The 16,833-nt window shown below is 31.3% G+C and carries 14 protein-coding genes and 1 tRNA gene; 8 read left to right on the forward strand and 7 right to left on the reverse strand.

Annotated elements, in window-relative coordinates:
- The first annotated feature begins 10 nt into the window (after positions 1-10).
- From METVU_RS07355 to METVU_RS07365, 3 genes are all read left to right on the forward strand, one after another.
- The gene (locus METVU_RS07355) at positions 11-385 is read left to right on the forward strand and encodes a response regulator (protein WP_015733569.1); all 375 of its coding nucleotides are present in this window, start codon (positions 11-13) and stop codon (positions 383-385) included.
- A gap of 235 nt (positions 386-620) precedes the next feature.
- Complete coding sequence (locus METVU_RS07360) at positions 621-1,367, forward strand: chemotaxis protein CheC (RefSeq protein WP_015733570.1); 747 nt, start codon at positions 621-623, stop codon at positions 1,365-1,367.
- Between the two features lie 96 nt (positions 1,368-1,463).
- Complete coding sequence (locus METVU_RS07365) at positions 1,464-2,072, forward strand: chemotaxis protein CheC (RefSeq protein WP_015733571.1); 609 nt, start codon at positions 1,464-1,466, stop codon at positions 2,070-2,072.
- A gap of 211 nt (positions 2,073-2,283) precedes the next feature.
- On the opposite strand, the gene METVU_RS07370 is transcribed toward METVU_RS07365, so the two are convergent.
- A tRNA-Val gene (locus METVU_RS07370) sits at positions 2,284-2,357 on the reverse strand.
- 40 nt (positions 2,358-2,397) lie between these two features.
- Here METVU_RS07370 and METVU_RS07375 point away from each other — a divergent pair.
- The 5 genes from METVU_RS07375 (at position 2,398) to ileS (ending at position 8,692) form a co-directional block, all read left to right on the forward strand.
- A complete protein-coding gene (locus METVU_RS07375) occupies positions 2,398-3,483 on the forward strand; it encodes a nucleotidyltransferase family protein (protein WP_015733572.1) in 1,086 nt (361 codons plus the stop codon).
- Between the two features lie 192 nt (positions 3,484-3,675).
- Positions 3,676-4,374, forward strand: a complete 699-nt coding sequence (locus tag METVU_RS07380; protein WP_015733573.1) for an RNA ligase partner protein — start codon at positions 3,676-3,678, stop codon at positions 4,372-4,374.
- A gap of 40 nt (positions 4,375-4,414) precedes the next feature.
- A complete protein-coding gene (locus METVU_RS07385; RefSeq protein ID WP_015733574.1) occupies positions 4,415-4,780 on the forward strand; it encodes a DUF356 domain-containing protein in 366 nt (121 codons plus the stop codon).
- Positions 4,781-5,004: 224 nt separating this feature from the next.
- On the forward strand, positions 5,005-5,568 hold the full coding sequence (locus METVU_RS07390) for a hypothetical protein (RefSeq protein ID WP_015733575.1): 564 nt from the start codon (positions 5,005-5,007) through the stop codon (positions 5,566-5,568).
- A 4-nt stretch (positions 5,569-5,572) separates the two neighbouring features.
- The gene (ileS, locus tag METVU_RS07395) at positions 5,573-8,692 is read left to right on the forward strand and encodes an isoleucine--tRNA ligase (RefSeq protein WP_015733576.1); all 3,120 of its coding nucleotides are present in this window, start codon (positions 5,573-5,575) and stop codon (positions 8,690-8,692) included.
- 219 nt (positions 8,693-8,911) lie between these two features.
- Here ileS and METVU_RS07400 read toward each other — a convergent pair whose 3' ends face one another.
- From METVU_RS07400 to METVU_RS07425, 6 genes are all read right to left on the reverse strand, one after another.
- Positions 8,912-10,534 carry a DUF2341 domain-containing protein gene (locus METVU_RS07400; RefSeq protein ID WP_015733577.1) on the reverse strand — a complete coding sequence of 541 codons (1,623 nt, stop codon included), beginning with the start codon at positions 10,532-10,534 and terminating at the stop codon, positions 8,912-8,914.
- A gap of 92 nt (positions 10,535-10,626) precedes the next feature.
- A complete protein-coding gene (locus METVU_RS07405) occupies positions 10,627-11,160 on the reverse strand; it encodes a hypothetical protein (RefSeq protein ID WP_015733578.1) in 534 nt (177 codons plus the stop codon).
- Complete coding sequence (locus tag METVU_RS07410; RefSeq protein ID WP_015733579.1) at positions 11,157-13,022, reverse strand: DUF2341 domain-containing protein; 1,866 nt, start codon at positions 13,020-13,022, stop codon at positions 11,157-11,159. The genes METVU_RS07405 and METVU_RS07410 overlap by 4 nt, the downstream gene beginning before the upstream one ends.
- Positions 13,000-13,500: an archaeosortase D gene (artD, locus tag METVU_RS07415; RefSeq protein ID WP_015733580.1), complete on the reverse strand. Its 501-nt coding sequence runs from the start codon at positions 13,498-13,500 to the stop codon at positions 13,000-13,002. Before artD ends, METVU_RS07410 begins: the two co-directional genes overlap by 23 nt.
- Positions 13,493-13,711, reverse strand: coding sequence for a class III signal peptide domain-containing protein, archaeosortase D/PIP-CTERM system-associated (locus METVU_RS07420; protein ID WP_015733581.1), 219 nt, complete (start codon positions 13,709-13,711; stop codon positions 13,493-13,495). Before METVU_RS07420 ends, artD begins: the two co-directional genes overlap by 8 nt.
- Positions 13,708-16,758: a PIP-CTERM sorting domain-containing protein gene (locus METVU_RS07425; RefSeq protein ID WP_015733582.1), complete on the reverse strand. Its 3,051-nt coding sequence runs from the start codon at positions 16,756-16,758 to the stop codon at positions 13,708-13,710. The genes METVU_RS07420 and METVU_RS07425 overlap by 4 nt, the downstream gene beginning before the upstream one ends.
- Positions 16,759-16,833 lie beyond the last annotated feature (75 nt).

A 16,833-nucleotide genomic window follows, 5' to 3' on the forward strand; every position in this document is an offset into this window, starting at 1 on the left:
GTGGTAGGAAATGGCAAATATTGTAAAAACATTGGTAGTGGATGACTCTGCATTTATGAGAAACATTTTGAAGAAAATATTAACTCCAACTGGAAAGTTCGTTGTAGTGGGAGAGGCATCAAATGGAAAAGAGGCGATTGAAAAAGCGAAAGAATTACAACCAGATTTAATAACCATGGACATTGTAATGCCGGAAATGGATGGGATCACTGCAACAAGAGAAATAAAAAAGATACTACCAAACGTTAAGATAGTTATGTGCACATCAATAGATCAGGAGAAAAAGGTTATTGAAGCAATAGAGGCAGGAGCTGATGGATATATTGTAAAACCATTCCAAGCACCTAAGGTTCTTGAAGAGTTAAACAAACTATTCCCTGACTAAATAATTTTCTATTTATTTCTATTTATAAAAATGATAAATAATGATTGAAATTATAGTCCGATGAAAATTGATATATTAGCTTAGATTTGAAGATTTAAAATGATTGTAGAATATATAAAAAATTATTAAGATAACGTGGGGGTTTATTAATCAATATTTAGGAATGGCAATATACGAATAGAGACATATAACAAGCAATTATTAGAAATTAAAATCAGATCAATGCGTGAGAACTATGAAATACGGATGTGTAGAAATATCTCCAAAATCTTGGGAGGTTATTGTAAAAAACATTATTGAAACAACATTGGAGGATAACATGCAATCTGATAAAGTTATAGGACATTTTGACTTGGAGGGGTTAAGTAAAATAGAAAACGTGGGGAAATATGCATCTGAAAAGGCAATGAAGTTCATTTCAGATATGACAGGATATTCTGCAGAGTTAAAGGTCTTTAATATTAGATTAATTACTCCAAAAGAAATAAAAGATGAATATGGGGAGGATAAAAAAGTATTCACAAAAATTGACTTTACTGGAGATATTAATGGAACGGGTGTTTTAATATTTTCTGAAGATTCAGCAGTAAAGTTGTCAAAGGCCATGCTTTCGGGTATGGGAATGGAATCAGACACCGATGAAATGGATGATATGAAGATCTCTGCTATTAATGAAATTTGCAATATATTAATATCTGCATATGTGGATTCATTTGCTAATTTTATGAATACATCATTAACGATGTCCCCACCTACATTCATTGTAGGATCTGGAAAAGAGCTATTAGAGAAGATCTTTAATGAAAATAAGATAGATGACGACGACATAATAATGGCATTCAGATCTACCCTACATATATGTGAAGTAGGAACTGGCTTTGATGTATTAATCGTCCTACCGCACGAATCAGTAAAAATACTATTTGATGCAATAAGCAAGGGGGAGGTTCAAGACAAACTAAGTGTAAAATATGAAAATTAATAGTAAATATCCACAATAAAGATATGAGTGTAATAATTCGCTAAAATTTTACAATTTAACTTTTATCTTAAATGAAAAGTTGTTAATGTGGTAAATATGAGCTTAATAAAGCCAATAAATAAATTAATTGAACTTGGAAAAGAAGCTGCCGAAAATATGGCAAGATCTTTTATGGAACTAACCGGGGAAAATGTAGAAGTTTATTTTTTAGGTTTAAGGTTTGCTCTTGTTGAATTTATCCCAGAACAGTTCGGAGATGAACCATACAAAGCCGTTAGAATTGATTTTAATGGAGTATTAAGTGGAAAAAGTTTAATCTTACTTCCAGAAAAGGACTCTGTAAAATTGGAAAAACTTATGCTACTTGACATACTTTGGGACAGTATGGTTAGTAAATCAGAACTCCCCGACTATGACGAGATGGAAAGTGCATTAATAGGAGAAGTTGGCAACATCGTAATCTCTGCTTTCTTAAATGTTTTTGCCAATGAACTAAATGGAGTTATCGATATAACACCCCCAACATTTATAAAAGAACTTGGTTTCACAATTGTGGAGTCCCTCATTACAGAAATAGCCGAGAAAACAGACGTTGTTATGCTATTTGATACAAAAGTTGAGATCGTTGGAAGATTTCCAATAAAATGTTATTTAATAATCGTAATCGACCCTGACTCAATAAAGAAACTTGATCAAATTGTTTAACATATAATATTTTATTTAATATTTTATTTTATTATCTATTTTATATTCTTTATTTTATTTTTTACAATTTGTCAATTAATAAAATATCATATACAAATACACAAATAAGTTAGCATCATCTAACCATTTTTTAATATAACGATTTTAGAAAAATAAAAAAAGATAAAAACAAAACAACAAAATGTAAGAAAAACAACGAACATATAAATAGTGGGCCCAGCCGGATTCGAACCGGCGACCTTCGCCTTGTAAGGGCGACGTCATAGCCAGCTAGACCATGGGCCCTCAGCATCAATAAGAATCTAACTTCTCATATATAAATTTTATGGTTATCGGTGAAATTATGAGTATAGATTTGATCTATTCAAACCAGTTAAAAAATTTTTTAAAAGATAGGGAGGAAATCATAACAGATAGCAAAAGAAAAGATAAAAGATCTTTTAAAAATTTTAAAAAAATTGTTGAAGAAATAAAAAACAGAGAAGGAAAAGATAAAATTGTCTGTGATTTTACTGAATACAACCCACTACATAAAGGACATAAGTATGCATTAGAAAAAGGTAAAAAATATGGAATTTTTATTAGTGTATTGCCTGCCCCATTAGAGAGAAGTGGAAGAGGAGTTCCTTATTTTTTAAACAGACACATAAGGGCAGAGATGGCAATAAAAGCAGGAGCAGATATTGTTGTTGAAGGCCCGCCTATGGGAATTATGGGTTCTGGACAGTATATGAGATGTTTAATAAAAATGTTCTACACCCTGGGAGCTGAAATAATCCCACGGGGTTATATCCCAGAAGAAACGATGGAAAAGATTATTAATTGTATAAATAAAGGTTATCACATACGTATTAAGCCATATAAAATTATTTGCATAGAGACAGGAGAGATCTTGGGAGAGAAGTTGAACATAGATAACTATGTGATTGCTTCAATGTCTCAGATGATCTACAAACTCAACAGAGAAGGGTTAAAATTTAATCCAAAATTTGTTTTTGTTAAGAGATTGGAAGGGATAAGTGGAACTAAAATTAGAGAAGCAATATTCAAGGGAAAATTTGAAGAGATCAAAGATATGCTTCCAGAAACTACATTGGAAATTTTAAAAGAACTCTATAAAAGTGGAAAACTAAATGATTTAATATTAAGAAGATTTGAAGATAGAATCTTAGAAACTGCTAATGAATTCGATCTATACAGATACTTACCGAGCAATGTTGCTGAAATTTTGGAGAGAAAGAGACCTTTCAACAGCATAGAGGAGATAAAAAATTCCCTACCATATGGATTCTCAAGGCATTTTAAGGAGCGTCTTTTATCCAAATTAGAAGCACAAATTCCAAATGAGATCTTATCAAAATATATAAATAACTATCCTGCAAAGATAAAAATACTTGCAGTGAAACTTTAAGAAAGTTTTATCAAAACGACTTGGGCATTAAAGGAACTTTCAGTCCCTTGATGTCTCTTAATATATGAATAGATAAAATAACAACAATATAGTTGCTTATAAATCTTTATGAAAATCATATAATTTTCATTTAATAGAAAGTGAAACTTTTCAGATATGAATTTCAATAGAAACTAAATTTTGGGGAGAAGTATGCAAAAACAGAGATTCTGCTTAGACACAAGTGCTTTTACCGAACCGTCAGTTAGAAAAGCATTGGGGGTTAAAACGATTACCGAACTAACAGACAAGGTTATGGATCTGATAGCAGAAGCAAGAACAAAATTAAATATCTCTTGCCATATTCCATATCCAACTGTCTATAATGAACTAATGGGATTTTTAGAAAGCGAGAACTGCCCAAAAGATGTTATGGTTAAAGTTGATACCTGGCTTGTTAAAAAAACACCAAACAGATATGAAATAAAAATTCCATCAGAGATTTTTTACGAGTATGTTAAAGATCTGAGAGAAAGAATAAACAAGGGAATGAGAATTGGAGAAGATCATATAATAAAAGCCACAGATATGGTTTATGAATTATCTAAAAAACATCCAGAGATGAATAAAAATGAGATCCTAAATAAAGTTCTTTCAAAAACAATAAATACTTTTAGAAATAAATACAGAAGTGCTTTAAGAGTTGGAACCTTAGATAGTGCCCCTGATTTAGATGTTCTTCTTCTGGCAAAGGAGTTGGATGCAGCAGTAGTAGCAAGCGATGGAGGAATAGAAAAATGGGCTCAAAGGTTGGGGTTGAGGTTTGTTAACGCCTCTGACTTTCCCTTTATGCTCGAAGAGTATTTAAAACATAACGACTTACACTTTGGTAATAGAAAAAGAATAAAATAAAAAAACTTAAAAAATAATAAAAACACGTTTAGGGATGGTTATGACGATACTTTTGATAAGAGGAGATAGTTATGAAAAATTAAAGAATGCCCTGGCTGATGTCGACAGGCATGCAGAATTAACGATCATTGGAAAACCGAAAATTATTGTTCCAGAGGCAGCTGACGAGATTTTGAGTCATATCTTGGGAGAAGTAAAAAAGCCATGTAAGACAGCATGCTTAGCAAAAGTCGCTGAAAAAGCACCCAAGGCAATAGACAAAATTAGAAAGATCCATCCTCCTGCACATATTGTGGTAGTTAGCGAAAGATACGGAGAGGTTTATTATAAACTGTTAGATGATTTTCCAAAATTACCTGTGTTAAAAGGATACTACAAATCGAAGAAAAAGGAAAAGAAAAAATAAGAGCCAAACGTTTATATTTTTATTTTAATTTTTGAGAATATTATCTATTGACCTATCCTCATTAATATATTTTCATATGTTTGAAATAATTTTAAATATTAATTTATATTCTAATAGATAATATTTTTAAATATAAATTTTAAATTTTAATTTTAATTAAGGTAAATGTTAATTATAACTTTTATTAAATATGGTAATTATTCTTCTAATTGTGGGGTGATTTAATGGATTTAGAAAGCTATCCTACCTTAGTTGAAATAAAAAACAGAAAAGAAGAAATGATAGAACTGGGGGAACACAAACTTAGAAAATTAAACGATCTTAGGATAAAATTAAACGAATTGAGATCAAATGATTCTGAAAATTTGGAAGAGATCGCTGAACTTGAAAACGAAGAAAACTGCATAACCTCAGAACTCCTAAAACTTGACCTAAGTATAAAAATATTGGAAGTAATCGAATTTATCATAGAAAGCAATATATTTGAGGAGTATTGGAAAGTAATAGAGGAGAAAATAAGTTATGAAGAGTTGTTAAACATTGTAGTTGAAAATGGATTAAGCGTGAAAAAAACATGCATGGAGTTGTGTAAAATTGCAAATATAGATGATAAAAAAATAATAAAAAAGATTCAGTCCCTCCCAGATGATTCAGAAGAAAATACAAAAGATGATCCAATACCACAAAATAAATATTTAAACAAGATTGTTTCAAGAATAAGTAAATTAAAAAGCTTTAAAAGCAATTTAGATGATATAGTTTCAGATATAATTTCCAATATGAGGTGATTAAATGGAAAAAGTCGAACCAGTAAATTTTAGAGAATTAGACAAAAAGATAAAAAAGTTCTGGGAAGAAAACAACATATATCAAAAGGTAAAGAAAAAAAATGAAGGAAATAAGGAGTTTTATTTTGTTGATGGCCCTCCATACTGTTCTGGAGCTATACACTTAGGAACTGCATGGAATAAGATAATTAAAGACACTTATTTAAGATTTAAGAGAATGCAAGGATATAATGTTTTAGATAAGGCAGGATGGGATATGCATGGATTGCCAATAGAAGTTAAAGTTGAAAATGAATTCGGAATAAAAAACAAGAAAGAAATTGAAACAAAAATTGGAGTAGATAAATTTATTGAAAAATGTAAAGAATTCGCTTTAAAACACAAAGAGATTATGGAAAATCAATTTAAAAATTTGGGAGTTTGGTTGGACTGGGAAAATGCATACATGCCAATAACCAAGGAGTATATGGAAATCGGCTGGTGGAGTTTAAAAAAAGCACATGAGAATGGGTTATTAACTAAGGACTTGAGGGTTGTTTATTGGTGTCCAAGATGTGAGACAGCTTTGGCTGAACATGAGGTCAGGGGAGAGTATAAAGAGGTTTACGACCCTTCTGTCTATGTAAAATTCAAATTAGCAGATGAAGAAAACACCTATGTTGTTATTTGGACAACAACACCATGGACTTTAATTGCAAACTTAGCAGTTACTGTTCATCCTGAGTATGATTATGCCTATATAGAAGTTGAATTTGATGATAACAAAAAAGAGGTCTGGATTATTGCTGAAAAGTTAGTTGAAGAAGTTATAAACAAAGCTAAAAAAACTCATAACATCAAAAACTACAAAATAATCAAAAAAGTTAAAGGAAAAGAACTTGAGGGGATAAAATATATCCACCCATTGTTAGAGGAGAACGATAAGCAGAAGGATTTTGCTAAATTAGAAAACGCTCATACAATCATCTTAGGAGAGCATGTAACCTTAGATGGAGGAACTGGGTTAGTTCATACTGCCCCAGGACATGGGGAAGAGGACTTCGAAGTTGGTAAAAAATACAATTTGCCAATCTATTCTCCAATAGATGATGAAGGAAAATATACAGAAGGAAAATGGAGAGGAGTTTTTGTTAAAGAGGCAGATGTTGAAATAATCGAAACATTAAAAGATAAAGGATTGCTGATATATGCTGGAAAGATAAAACACAGCTATCCTCACTGTTGGAGATGTAAAACCCCTCTCTTGTTTAGAGCAACAGAACAGTGGTTCTTAGAAATATCAAAGATCAAGGAAAATATCATAGAGCACGCTAAAACAGTTAATTGGATCCCTCACTGGGTTGAGACAAGATATATAAATGGGGTTAAGTTTGTCGGGGACTGGAACATAAGTAGGCAAAGATACTGGGGAATTCCTCTCCCTGTTTGGGTGTGTGAGAAGTGCGGAAAATATATAGTTGTGGGAAGCGTTAAAGAATTAGAGGAAAAGATGATAAATAAAGATGAAGTTGGAGAGATTAATGATTTACACAAACCAACAGTTGATAAAATAAAGTTGAGATGCGAATGTGGAGGGGAAATGAAGAGAGTGGGAGATGTTTTAGACGTTTGGTTTGACTCTGGTTTGGCTCCTTATGCATCAATCGGAATAAAAGAACTTAAAAAAGCTGACTTTATAACTGAAGGAAACGATCAAGTTACCAAGTGGTTTTATTCACAGCATGCTCTTTCCGAAATAGTGTTTGGAGACGTTCCCTATAAAAAATGTTTGATGCATGGCTTTACCTTAGATGAGAAAGGAGACAAGATGAGTAAAAGTTTGGGAAATATCGTTAATCCGGATGATGTCGTTGAAAAATATGGGGCTGATTTGTTGAGATTCTATTTATTAAGTGCAAACAAGGTTTGGGAGGATTTAAGGTTTGTTTGGAGTGAGATGGATGATGTTTTAAGTTTGTTTAATACTTTATGGAACGCCTATATGTTTGCAGTTAATTATATGGTGTTAGATGATTTTAAACCAGATGAAAAATATTTTAAATATTTAAAAGACGAAGACAAGTGGATTTTAAGTAGGATAAACAGTGTTGCTAAGATAGCAGTTGAAAATCTTGAAGTTCCTTATTTCCACACATACACATGGACATTAAAGGATTTCATATTGAATGATCTAAGTAGATGGTATATTCGATTAATAAGAGATAGAACATGGAAAGAAAAAGAGGATGTTGATAAATTAGCAGCATATCAAACACTCTACTATGTATTATTAAAGTTAGCCACAATATTAGCTCCAGTATCTCCACACACTGCTGAGGCAATGTATCAAAATCTAAAAACAGAGGATATGGAAGAGAGTATCTTTATGAATAAGATAGATGTTGATGAAGAGTTCATAGATGAGGAGTTAGAGAGAGATATGGCAATAGTTAGGGATATAGTTGATGCAATATACAGAGGAAGGGATAGGATAAAATACACTCTGAGGTATCCAATAAAAGAGATAACTATCGCTGGAAGTGAAGAAGTTAAAAAAGCAGTTGAGAAATATTCTTACATAATAAAAGAGCAAGGCAATATTAAAAATATCAGATTTGGAGAAGTTGAAGGTAGTAAATATATAATAAAGCCAAATTACAGAGAGTTAGGTAAAAGATACAGAAGCGAAGTTCCAAAAATTGTTAAGTTGTTAAATGAAGTGGATCCGAAGGATCTAATTGAAAAATTGAAAGATGGAAGTGTTGAATTGGGTGGATATGAGATAAAGCCGAACTATGTAGATGTAAGATTGGAGATTCCAGATTATATATCAGGAGTTGAGTTTTCAAAGGGAACTGTATTTATAAATACTGAAATTGACGATGAGTTGATAAAAGAGGGTTTAATGAGAGAAGTGATTAGAAGAATTCAATCGATGAGAAAAGATATGGATTTAGACATTGAAGAGAAAATCAAAATAAAAGTTGAAGGAATAGATATAAATGAATTTAAAAATATCGTTGAAAGGGAAGTTAGAGGGCAATTTGTTGAAGCATTAACTCCTGATTACGAAAAGGTTTGGGAGATAAAAACACCTACAGGAAAAAAATACATCGTTAAAATTTCAATTGAGAAGAATAAATAAGAATAATCAAATAATTAAGTAAAATGACATTAACCTGCCTATATCTTCTCAATTTTTATCTGCCTTTTATTTTAGTCAGTTAACAATCGTAATTATACTTATTATTAGTTGTTGCTAAATAAATCAGATGAAAAATTTTAACAGTTTTTTAATTTAGAACTTCAATTTCGTTAACCTTTTTTTAATAAAAACAAAAAGTTTATTAAAAGTTGATATTTGTTAGTTTTCTTCTATAAGGGGTTTATATCCCACAGTTGTTGGATACTTCCAATAATCAGATTTATTTGTAAAGAGACCTATAATTGAATATGTTCCGTTGTATACTTTATCATAAGCCCCAACACCATAATAAATAACTCCATTGAAAGTTTTTGGTTTTTCTTCAGTATAAGTAATTGGTTGAATGTTTTCTGCTCCAACTGTTGCAGTAATGTTATTTACATCCTTTAAAAATATCCAGTCAACTGTAATGTTTGTATTAGATGTTTTATTTTCTGGAGGTAGGGCGTTTATAGATATTGGATAAGTCCCATCGAAACTGCCTGTTTCTCTTTTACTATATTCTAAATTCAATGTTGAATCATATATGTTGTATTCAATATATGGGTGGTTTGAAATGTTATTTAAAATTAGATCATAAATATAAGTTTTATTAATATAATCGAATGTATTGTCTATACCATAGGAGTCGTCTCCCATCACTATCTCAAAATCACCATCTCCATAGTATGCCCATCCATATCCTCCAGTATCATCTAATTTGTTAAACAGCCCTGCAGATTCCGAGTTATTCTCTGGAGTGTAGCTGAAATTTGCTCTAAACATTAATTCATAGCCCTCTCCATAAGTGTCTTTTGAAAATACACTCGAACCTGCTCCTGCCACTACTGTCAACTTACTATTATTTATTAAGATCTCTCCAGATTCATTCCATTTATCTGGATCAAAGTAATCAAAATTATCAAATAGGATAAAGGTATTTTCTGGATCTTCTCTATCTACGGGGGTTGTTGAGTTATATAGAAGATAGATATAATCTTCACTAACATTAAGCAATTCTTTGTTATTTACCTTAACCCATATTATAGAGACGTGATTATTTCCTTCTCTCCACGTTTGAACCCAGTAAGGTAATACAACATTCCATCTCCCTGTAGAGGAATTTCGTCCGATTATTCTTATTTCTGTTGGAGAATTTTCATTATACATCCTATTGTAATTAAAATTACTATCATTTAATATTATGCAAAATGTATGGTTTTTGTCATCATTTGGAAAATTATTTAATATTATTTTTCTTCCATATTCCCATTTATAGTAAAATTTATTTAAATAAACATAAGGATCTGGAATTCTCGAGAGCTTTACTTCTTTATCTATTTGGATATTTTTTAACCCAACGATCTCTCCGTTATTTAATCTTTCTGTATACCTCAATTCGATATTTCCAATAACTCTTATTTTTAAGGGATCGTCGGTAGGTTCTATATCAAAGGATCCAACATCAAATGTAATGTTCGAAGAGTTTCCAACTATACATTTTAAAGATTTATTGGTTTCATTTTTAATAAAGGAGGTTATATAATTTACTGCAACTTTTGCATTTGGGAAAAACTTTCTACTTTTCATTATTTTATAACTCGCATTAACAAAAGCATCTTCTACTATTTTATTAATATTCCTGTCTATTGTGTTCTTCACGTTTTTTTCATATATACTAACTTCTTTTATCTTTATTTCATCCTCTACCGCTTTGGTTTGATAATTTATTGTAGAGTAAAACACTGCTGAGACAACAAACATTAACATAACCAAAATTATTGCATTTTGAGAGAAATACATAGTTTCTCCTCTAATTTTTATTTTTAATTCAGTTTATATTATATTTCATTCATATTTTAGTATACTTAATCTTTTATTATTAATTAATCAACCTATGACGAAGGAAGGTATAACTTCACCTTAGATGAGGTAATATTTCTTGAAAGATAAACAGGCATGTGAATCTTGTAATTTATATAAGTTGGACAATTGTAAGCATCAGTATAGTCGAGAAATCGATCTTTGGATATGTTTATTGAGTTTTCATCCCCATAAATCACATACCATCCTTCACTCCTATTTAGTGTTAGTATGGCCAAAACATAAAGATTTGAGGAGATATTCCCACCTGATTTATTTATCAGAAGATTATTGTCAATATATAAAAGATAATGATGAAAAGGAAGCTTACTCTCAATTAATTTCTTTGCTTCATCTTTTTTTCCAAAATAGTAGAGAAGAACCGCATCCTGTAATGTTCCATCATTTGAAAGTTCTTCCATTGCTGAGATTCCCTTATCAAAGATATAATCCTCTTTTACAATATTTACATAATTATTATTATGTTCAGTAATTGAAACAGTCCAATAAGCCATTCCTACGAGTAATATTGCCGTTCCTATTGCTAAATCTATACTATTAATCATGATTTCACCATTATGGTAATATTCCTTGGAGACAATGTCAAATAATAATAAAATGCATCGTTTTCCATATTTATTTCAAAATTCACAGGTAGTGGGGAGCTTAATATTCTAATCACGTTAACTCCTGTTTTCAAGTTAGGGGTTATATCTATGGAACGAAACACGGAGTTTAATGGCTTCTCATAAATATATCCATTAACAGTAAATATAACATCAGAAGCCATTAATTTAACCTTTGGTTCTGGAAAAGCATAAGGTCTAACAAATACCCAATCAATGCTTATATTTCCATTCTTCTCATCATCATTCGTTGGAATATAACCGTATGTTGTTGAGTCGTCAAACCTTCTTGCGTAAAATGCAATCGGCAACTCTCCTGTATATATATTTGAGTATATTATTTTATGAATTTCTTCTCCATCGTGATCTATTATAAAGTTAACTGATGTTTTTCCATTCCTCTCTATCTCATAAGTGTTCCATGTGTTATACAAGCTTAAATCCTGCAATACTATATAACTATCATGATCTTCATCAGATACTGAGGACTCTGCCCTTAAATATTCTCCCCCCCAGTGATAATTTGTTATAACCTCTCTGTTATAGTCAGTGCCATCTGGATTTAATTCGTAAAATCCAGCCCACTCATCATATTTTTTATGAAAGTTAGCGTGAAATCTTATGGCGGTGTGATCATTAAATATTTGGTAAGTTATGATATGAGCATCATCCTTCCCATTATTGTATTGGTTGTAGTCCAAACTTAAATATACAAATGGCATTCCATTTGCATAAGTGTCATCTAAAAACAATGGGTTATTAAAGTTGTATTTCCATTTAGTAGTGTCTATCTTTTTTTCAGAAAAGTCATCAAAGAACATAAATGTTTTTTCACCATTTGCTGTGGTTTTAGCATTTGGATTTCCATAGAGCATATATATTATCTTATGCTCATTCGGGGCTAAATTTACTTTAACCCATGCAACGGTATGGTGTGTATTTATTGTGTTTGGCTCTATCCAATAGTTCAACTCATTTCCGTTTTCATCAATAAATCTCACATCTCCACAATCCACTCTCATCTGATTATTTGCAATATACTCCTCTGAATCAAACACCACTTTAACATCATAGTTATCTAAACTCTGATTTAGTTGATTAATTATAACAATAGGGGAAGCGAACTTCCAATCTGCCCACTGTGCAAAATTATTGTTTTGGGAAGTCATAACTCTTGCAGAAGCGGATGTTATTTCGCTGTTTACTTTAAAGTAAATGTGATCACCCTCACATCCATAAAGATTAAAATTACTTCCAAAACCCATACCTGTAATTTTTGGAATATATGCGTTTTCTGTAAAGTAAAGGATATTATCTCCTGATATTGAAAGAGAAGATGTTGTTGGAGGATTATTATACACGTTAGAGTAAATTGTGAATGTTTTAGTTCCAAATGTAAAGTTAAGTTCTTGAAGACCTGCGTTTTTTAAGTCGTTTGAATAGTCGCTTAATTCATCATCATATATATTTGGATTTATAATAAATTGAACACTACCGTTGAATTTGGAGAAGTTATTTAGAGGATCAAATGTTTTTTCTTGAATATTTAGATCATTTAAAAAATCTCTATAATATGAATCTACATAATACTTTCCAGGAAAGGAACTACTCTTTATAAAAAAATCCTTTAATAAGATTGCTTTATGGTACTGCTCCGCATTTTTTTTCTCCTCGACTCCTGTAAGCAAATTATAACTATAAACTGCATAGCCAATATAAAAAATACTTAAAAATATAAATGCGATGATTATTGCTTCATAAGTAAAAACATAACCTCTCTTAGATGTTAGCTTTTTTATCATACATTGCACCTTTTGAATTTTTAATAACATTTAATTTTATTAATATTTTTATCCACATCAAATTTAAAATTAACGCCACAGGAAAGATGATGAAACTTACTGCATCATGTATTAATTTGTAATTAAGCATGTATGAATATTTTGCGATTACTGCCATCCTGATTATGTTTGACATATTTATAATAAAGAGTCCAAACAGGGCATATATTACTTTATATTTAATAGGAACATCCGGTGTTCCAAAGATGTATCCCAAAAATAACGCCATTTCCAGAGAACATGTGCACGGTGCACTAACACTTATTACTGTGCTTTTTATTACTATCGTGTTGGCATAATAATAAGAATCAGTCAAATAAGCTAAAATTAAAGCTAAAATGAGGGATAAATGATCTTCAATCCCCTTTAAAACAGCATAAAATATTAAAAAATATATTAAAAATCTCAGTAGGTAAACAGTGTTTTTATTTTTATCCATTTAACGCCCTCTTTGCTTTGTAGATATTATCCAGTGCTTTATTTTTTGCAGTGATCGTGGCATTTTTAGATGTAATCTCTGCAGTGTTAGATCCATTTACAACTGATTTCAAATAATAAAATCCAACTGCTGAAGCTACCACAACCACAACTGCAAGTAGCAATGCCAATTCCAACGATACCTGAGCCCTATTTGAAAGTATTTTCCTCATTTCAACCCCCTTAAAATATAGAAGATACAGAATACTGTCGAAACAATAACAAGTATGTTAATGTAGTTTGGTATTGGAACACTATGCCATCTTACATTTCCAACGTTTACTATCTTGCTTCGTGAATCGGAGAGTCCATTGTTATCTACAACAGTTAATATTACAGGATACGCACCTTCTTCTTTATACTTGTGTATGATAATAGGACTACTTGTAGTGTTTGTTGTTCCATCTCCAAAATCCCACGTGTAATTTACGATCTTTCCATCTGGATCGTGAGACAGCGATGCGTTAAACTCTACAACAGTTCCATTTACCTTATAAGTAAAGTCAGCAATTGGAGGATATTTAGGATTTGGATAAATAACCACAATCTTTGAAACGCTGTCTGTTAAGTTATTATCACTCTTAACAGTTAAAGTTACAAGATATGCACCTTCTTCTTTATACGTATGTATTGGATTTTGCTCTGTTGAATTTGTTCCATCTCCAAAATCCCAATACCAAGACACGATCTTTCCAGGGTTCACTACCGAAAGATCGGTGAAATAAACTGTATTGTTGTTTTCAGTATAGTTAAAATCAGCAATAATTCCTGTAAGAGTTATATATTTAGAGATGGAAGAACTTAAATTATATGGATCAAAGACCGTTAGTTTTACCAAATAATTTCCTGGTTTGGTGTATTTATGACTTACAGTCGGGTTTGTTGTAATCAGTTCTGATCCATCTCCAAAATTCCAAACATACTTAGAAATATTCCCTTCAGGATCATACGATAATGAAACGAACTCTACATTTTCATTTATCTTCGGTGTTGTTGGGTAGTAAGTAAAGTTCGCAACAGGTGGCCTATCTATCACACTAAAATTAACTACAACGGATCCAACTCCCCCCAATCCATCCCAAACCGTTAAATTTGCAGTATAATTTCCAACATCAAATTGATGATATACTACTTTCAACTCATTTGACGTATAGTTCCATACCTCATTTCCTTTAGAATCATAGACAGTTAAGTTAAATCCGTAGATTTTTGCCATTGGAGAGTTAGGAGGGATTGTATAATATCCTCCATAAACATAATCTGGGATATTCCTATTTGCATCCGGGTCATAACTGTTTAATGGATTAAAGAATACTGTATCTTTATAACTTGCAGGATTTGGATAAATATAAAGATTTGCTACTGGATTTTTATTATCTACAACGGTTATTACAGTTGAACGATATGTTATAAAATCATCTCCTAAAATTTTGGAATCGGTTCTTGATTCATCATAAACAGTTAGACTGACCCTGTACCTTCCTTCGTTAGCGTAGCTATGTGTTAAATTGAACGAATCTATTGGATATTTTGAAATAGATGTACCATCGCCATAATTAATGTAATACTTATAACAGTAATACTTGACATAATAATACCATGGCCACAATATCCATACCTTCTCGGATTTATAATAATAAATGTCATCATATAGATTACATTTATTTTTTAAACTATCTGGAACATCAACCGATATATAAATAGGTTGATGGGTTTTAACTGTTGTTGGATATACATAAAATCCTGGACTCCCTGAATAGGAGGGTCCAACACCGATAATTGGTGAAACTCCAATAATTACATTTCCATTTTTATCTATTATAAATACATAAGCGTTATAGTAACCTTCCTTTGAATATGCGTGTGTTGGATTATTTTCAAATGAATAGCTACCATCTCCAAAACTCCACATTACAAATATTGGAGTTCCATTATAGTCATAAGAAAATGACACACTCTCTCCTACATCGGGATCTAAATTACTTACATGGACAGGAATTTCTATATGAGTCCCATCTCTAATTTTTAAATTATAAGTAGGGTTTGGATTGTCCGAATAGTATGAAATATTTACGACATGATTTATTTTATCATAATAAACATTAAATGTTGTTTTATCATGAGTTGATGATGGCAAAAAGTTATATTTTGTATTTCCTACATCTCCAACTATCAAAAAATCGTAATTTATAATGTAATTTATTTCTCCACCAATATTAACCCATCCTGACCAAACTACTGGAAACATAAATGGAAATTTATATACATGTGTGGCTGAATCCGAATATGTAGAGACGAATGAAGTGTCTCCAAAGTCAAATCTAATCTCACCTGCAGGACTTCCAGAAGTTTCTGTAAATGTTATTGTGTCATTCACTTTGTATGCTAATATGTCAGGATTTTCGTTATTTACATATCCTGAACTATTCTCAACATTTAAGTGGTCATAGACAACGTATAAATACCCTCCTCTCGGTCTTTTAACCTCTATTCCTTCACTTAAATAACCAACCATCACATCTCCAGAATCATCAACAACTAAGACCCTCGGAGAGTAGAATCCGTAAGTAGTGTAAGTGTGTTCTGGAGATCTTTCAAAAGAAAAGGTTCCGTCTCCAAAACTCCACATACAAAATATTATATTTTTATTAGTTGAAAAATTAAATCTAACTGTATCTCCTTCTACAATTTCATCTTTGCTAACATTTACAGTTATTGGTGTAGTATCTACCCTCAAACCGTAAAAATTAACGTTGATTGGTGTTGCAGAGTAGTATTTTATTATGACAGTATTACTGCTACTGTTATATGAAACATCCCAGTTTGTTTTTGAATTCGAAGAACTACCATTAAATATATACGTAGTTCCAGAAACATTTCCTACAATAATCCAGTTATAAGTTAATGACTTTGGATAGAACGTATTATTTAGATAACCACACCATGCTACTGGATAAGGGAAAGGGAAATCATAGGTGTGAGTTATTGAGACGGGGGCGTTATAATCTGTTTCAGTTAGGTCTCCAAAATCCCATTTTATATGCCCATTGGTTAAGATTTCATTTGAAAGTGTATCAAACCCTAACGCAGTAAATTTAAATGTAAAATTCCCTTCTTGTGTTATATTCATCGTGTTTGGGTGGATGTAATAGATCTCACCACTGATCTTACACATAAATCCTATTAAAATAAGGAAGAACAATGTCCTAATAAGTTTCATAAATCCTCACCATTTCGAGTATTAGTATTGCAGATTAATATGTATAAATTGCTTTTAATTATTTGTATTTGTTAT

The sequence above is a fragment of the Methanocaldococcus vulcanius M7 genome (assembly GCF_000024625.1).
Lineage (GTDB): Archaea > AGJL01 > Methanococci > Methanococcales > Methanocaldococcaceae > Methanocaldococcus > Methanocaldococcus vulcanius.

Coding starts and splice junctions, on each gene's coding strand:
- METVU_RS07355 (WP_015733569.1), top strand. CDS start 11: ATGGCAAATATTGTAAAAACATTGGTAGTGGATGACTCTGCATTTATG.
- METVU_RS07360 (WP_015733570.1), top strand. CDS start 621: ATGAAATACGGATGTGTAGAAATATCTCCAAAATCTTGGGAGGTTATT.
- METVU_RS07365 (WP_015733571.1), top strand. CDS start 1,464: ATGAGCTTAATAAAGCCAATAAATAAATTAATTGAACTTGGAAAAGAA.
- METVU_RS07375 (WP_015733572.1), top strand. CDS start 2,398: ATGGTTATCGGTGAAATTATGAGTATAGATTTGATCTATTCAAACCAG.
- METVU_RS07380 (WP_015733573.1), top strand. CDS start 3,676: ATGCAAAAACAGAGATTCTGCTTAGACACAAGTGCTTTTACCGAACCG.
- METVU_RS07385 (WP_015733574.1), top strand. CDS start 4,415: ATGACGATACTTTTGATAAGAGGAGATAGTTATGAAAAATTAAAGAAT.
- METVU_RS07390 (WP_015733575.1), top strand. CDS start 5,005: ATGGATTTAGAAAGCTATCCTACCTTAGTTGAAATAAAAAACAGAAAA.
- ileS (WP_015733576.1), top strand. CDS start 5,573: ATGGAAAAAGTCGAACCAGTAAATTTTAGAGAATTAGACAAAAAGATA.
- METVU_RS07400 (WP_015733577.1), bottom strand. CDS start 10,534: ATGTATTTCTCTCAAAATGCAATAATTTTGGTTATGTTAATGTTTGTT.
- METVU_RS07405 (WP_015733578.1), bottom strand. CDS start 11,160: ATGATTAATAGTATAGATTTAGCAATAGGAACGGCAATATTACTCGTA.
- METVU_RS07410 (WP_015733579.1), bottom strand. CDS start 13,022: ATGATAAAAAAGCTAACATCTAAGAGAGGTTATGTTTTTACTTATGAA.
- artD (WP_015733580.1), bottom strand. CDS start 13,500: ATGGATAAAAATAAAAACACTGTTTACCTACTGAGATTTTTAATATAT.
- METVU_RS07420 (WP_015733581.1), bottom strand. CDS start 13,711: ATGAGGAAAATACTTTCAAATAGGGCTCAGGTATCGTTGGAATTGGCA.
- METVU_RS07425 (WP_015733582.1), bottom strand. CDS start 16,758: ATGAAACTTATTAGGACATTGTTCTTCCTTATTTTAATAGGATTTATG.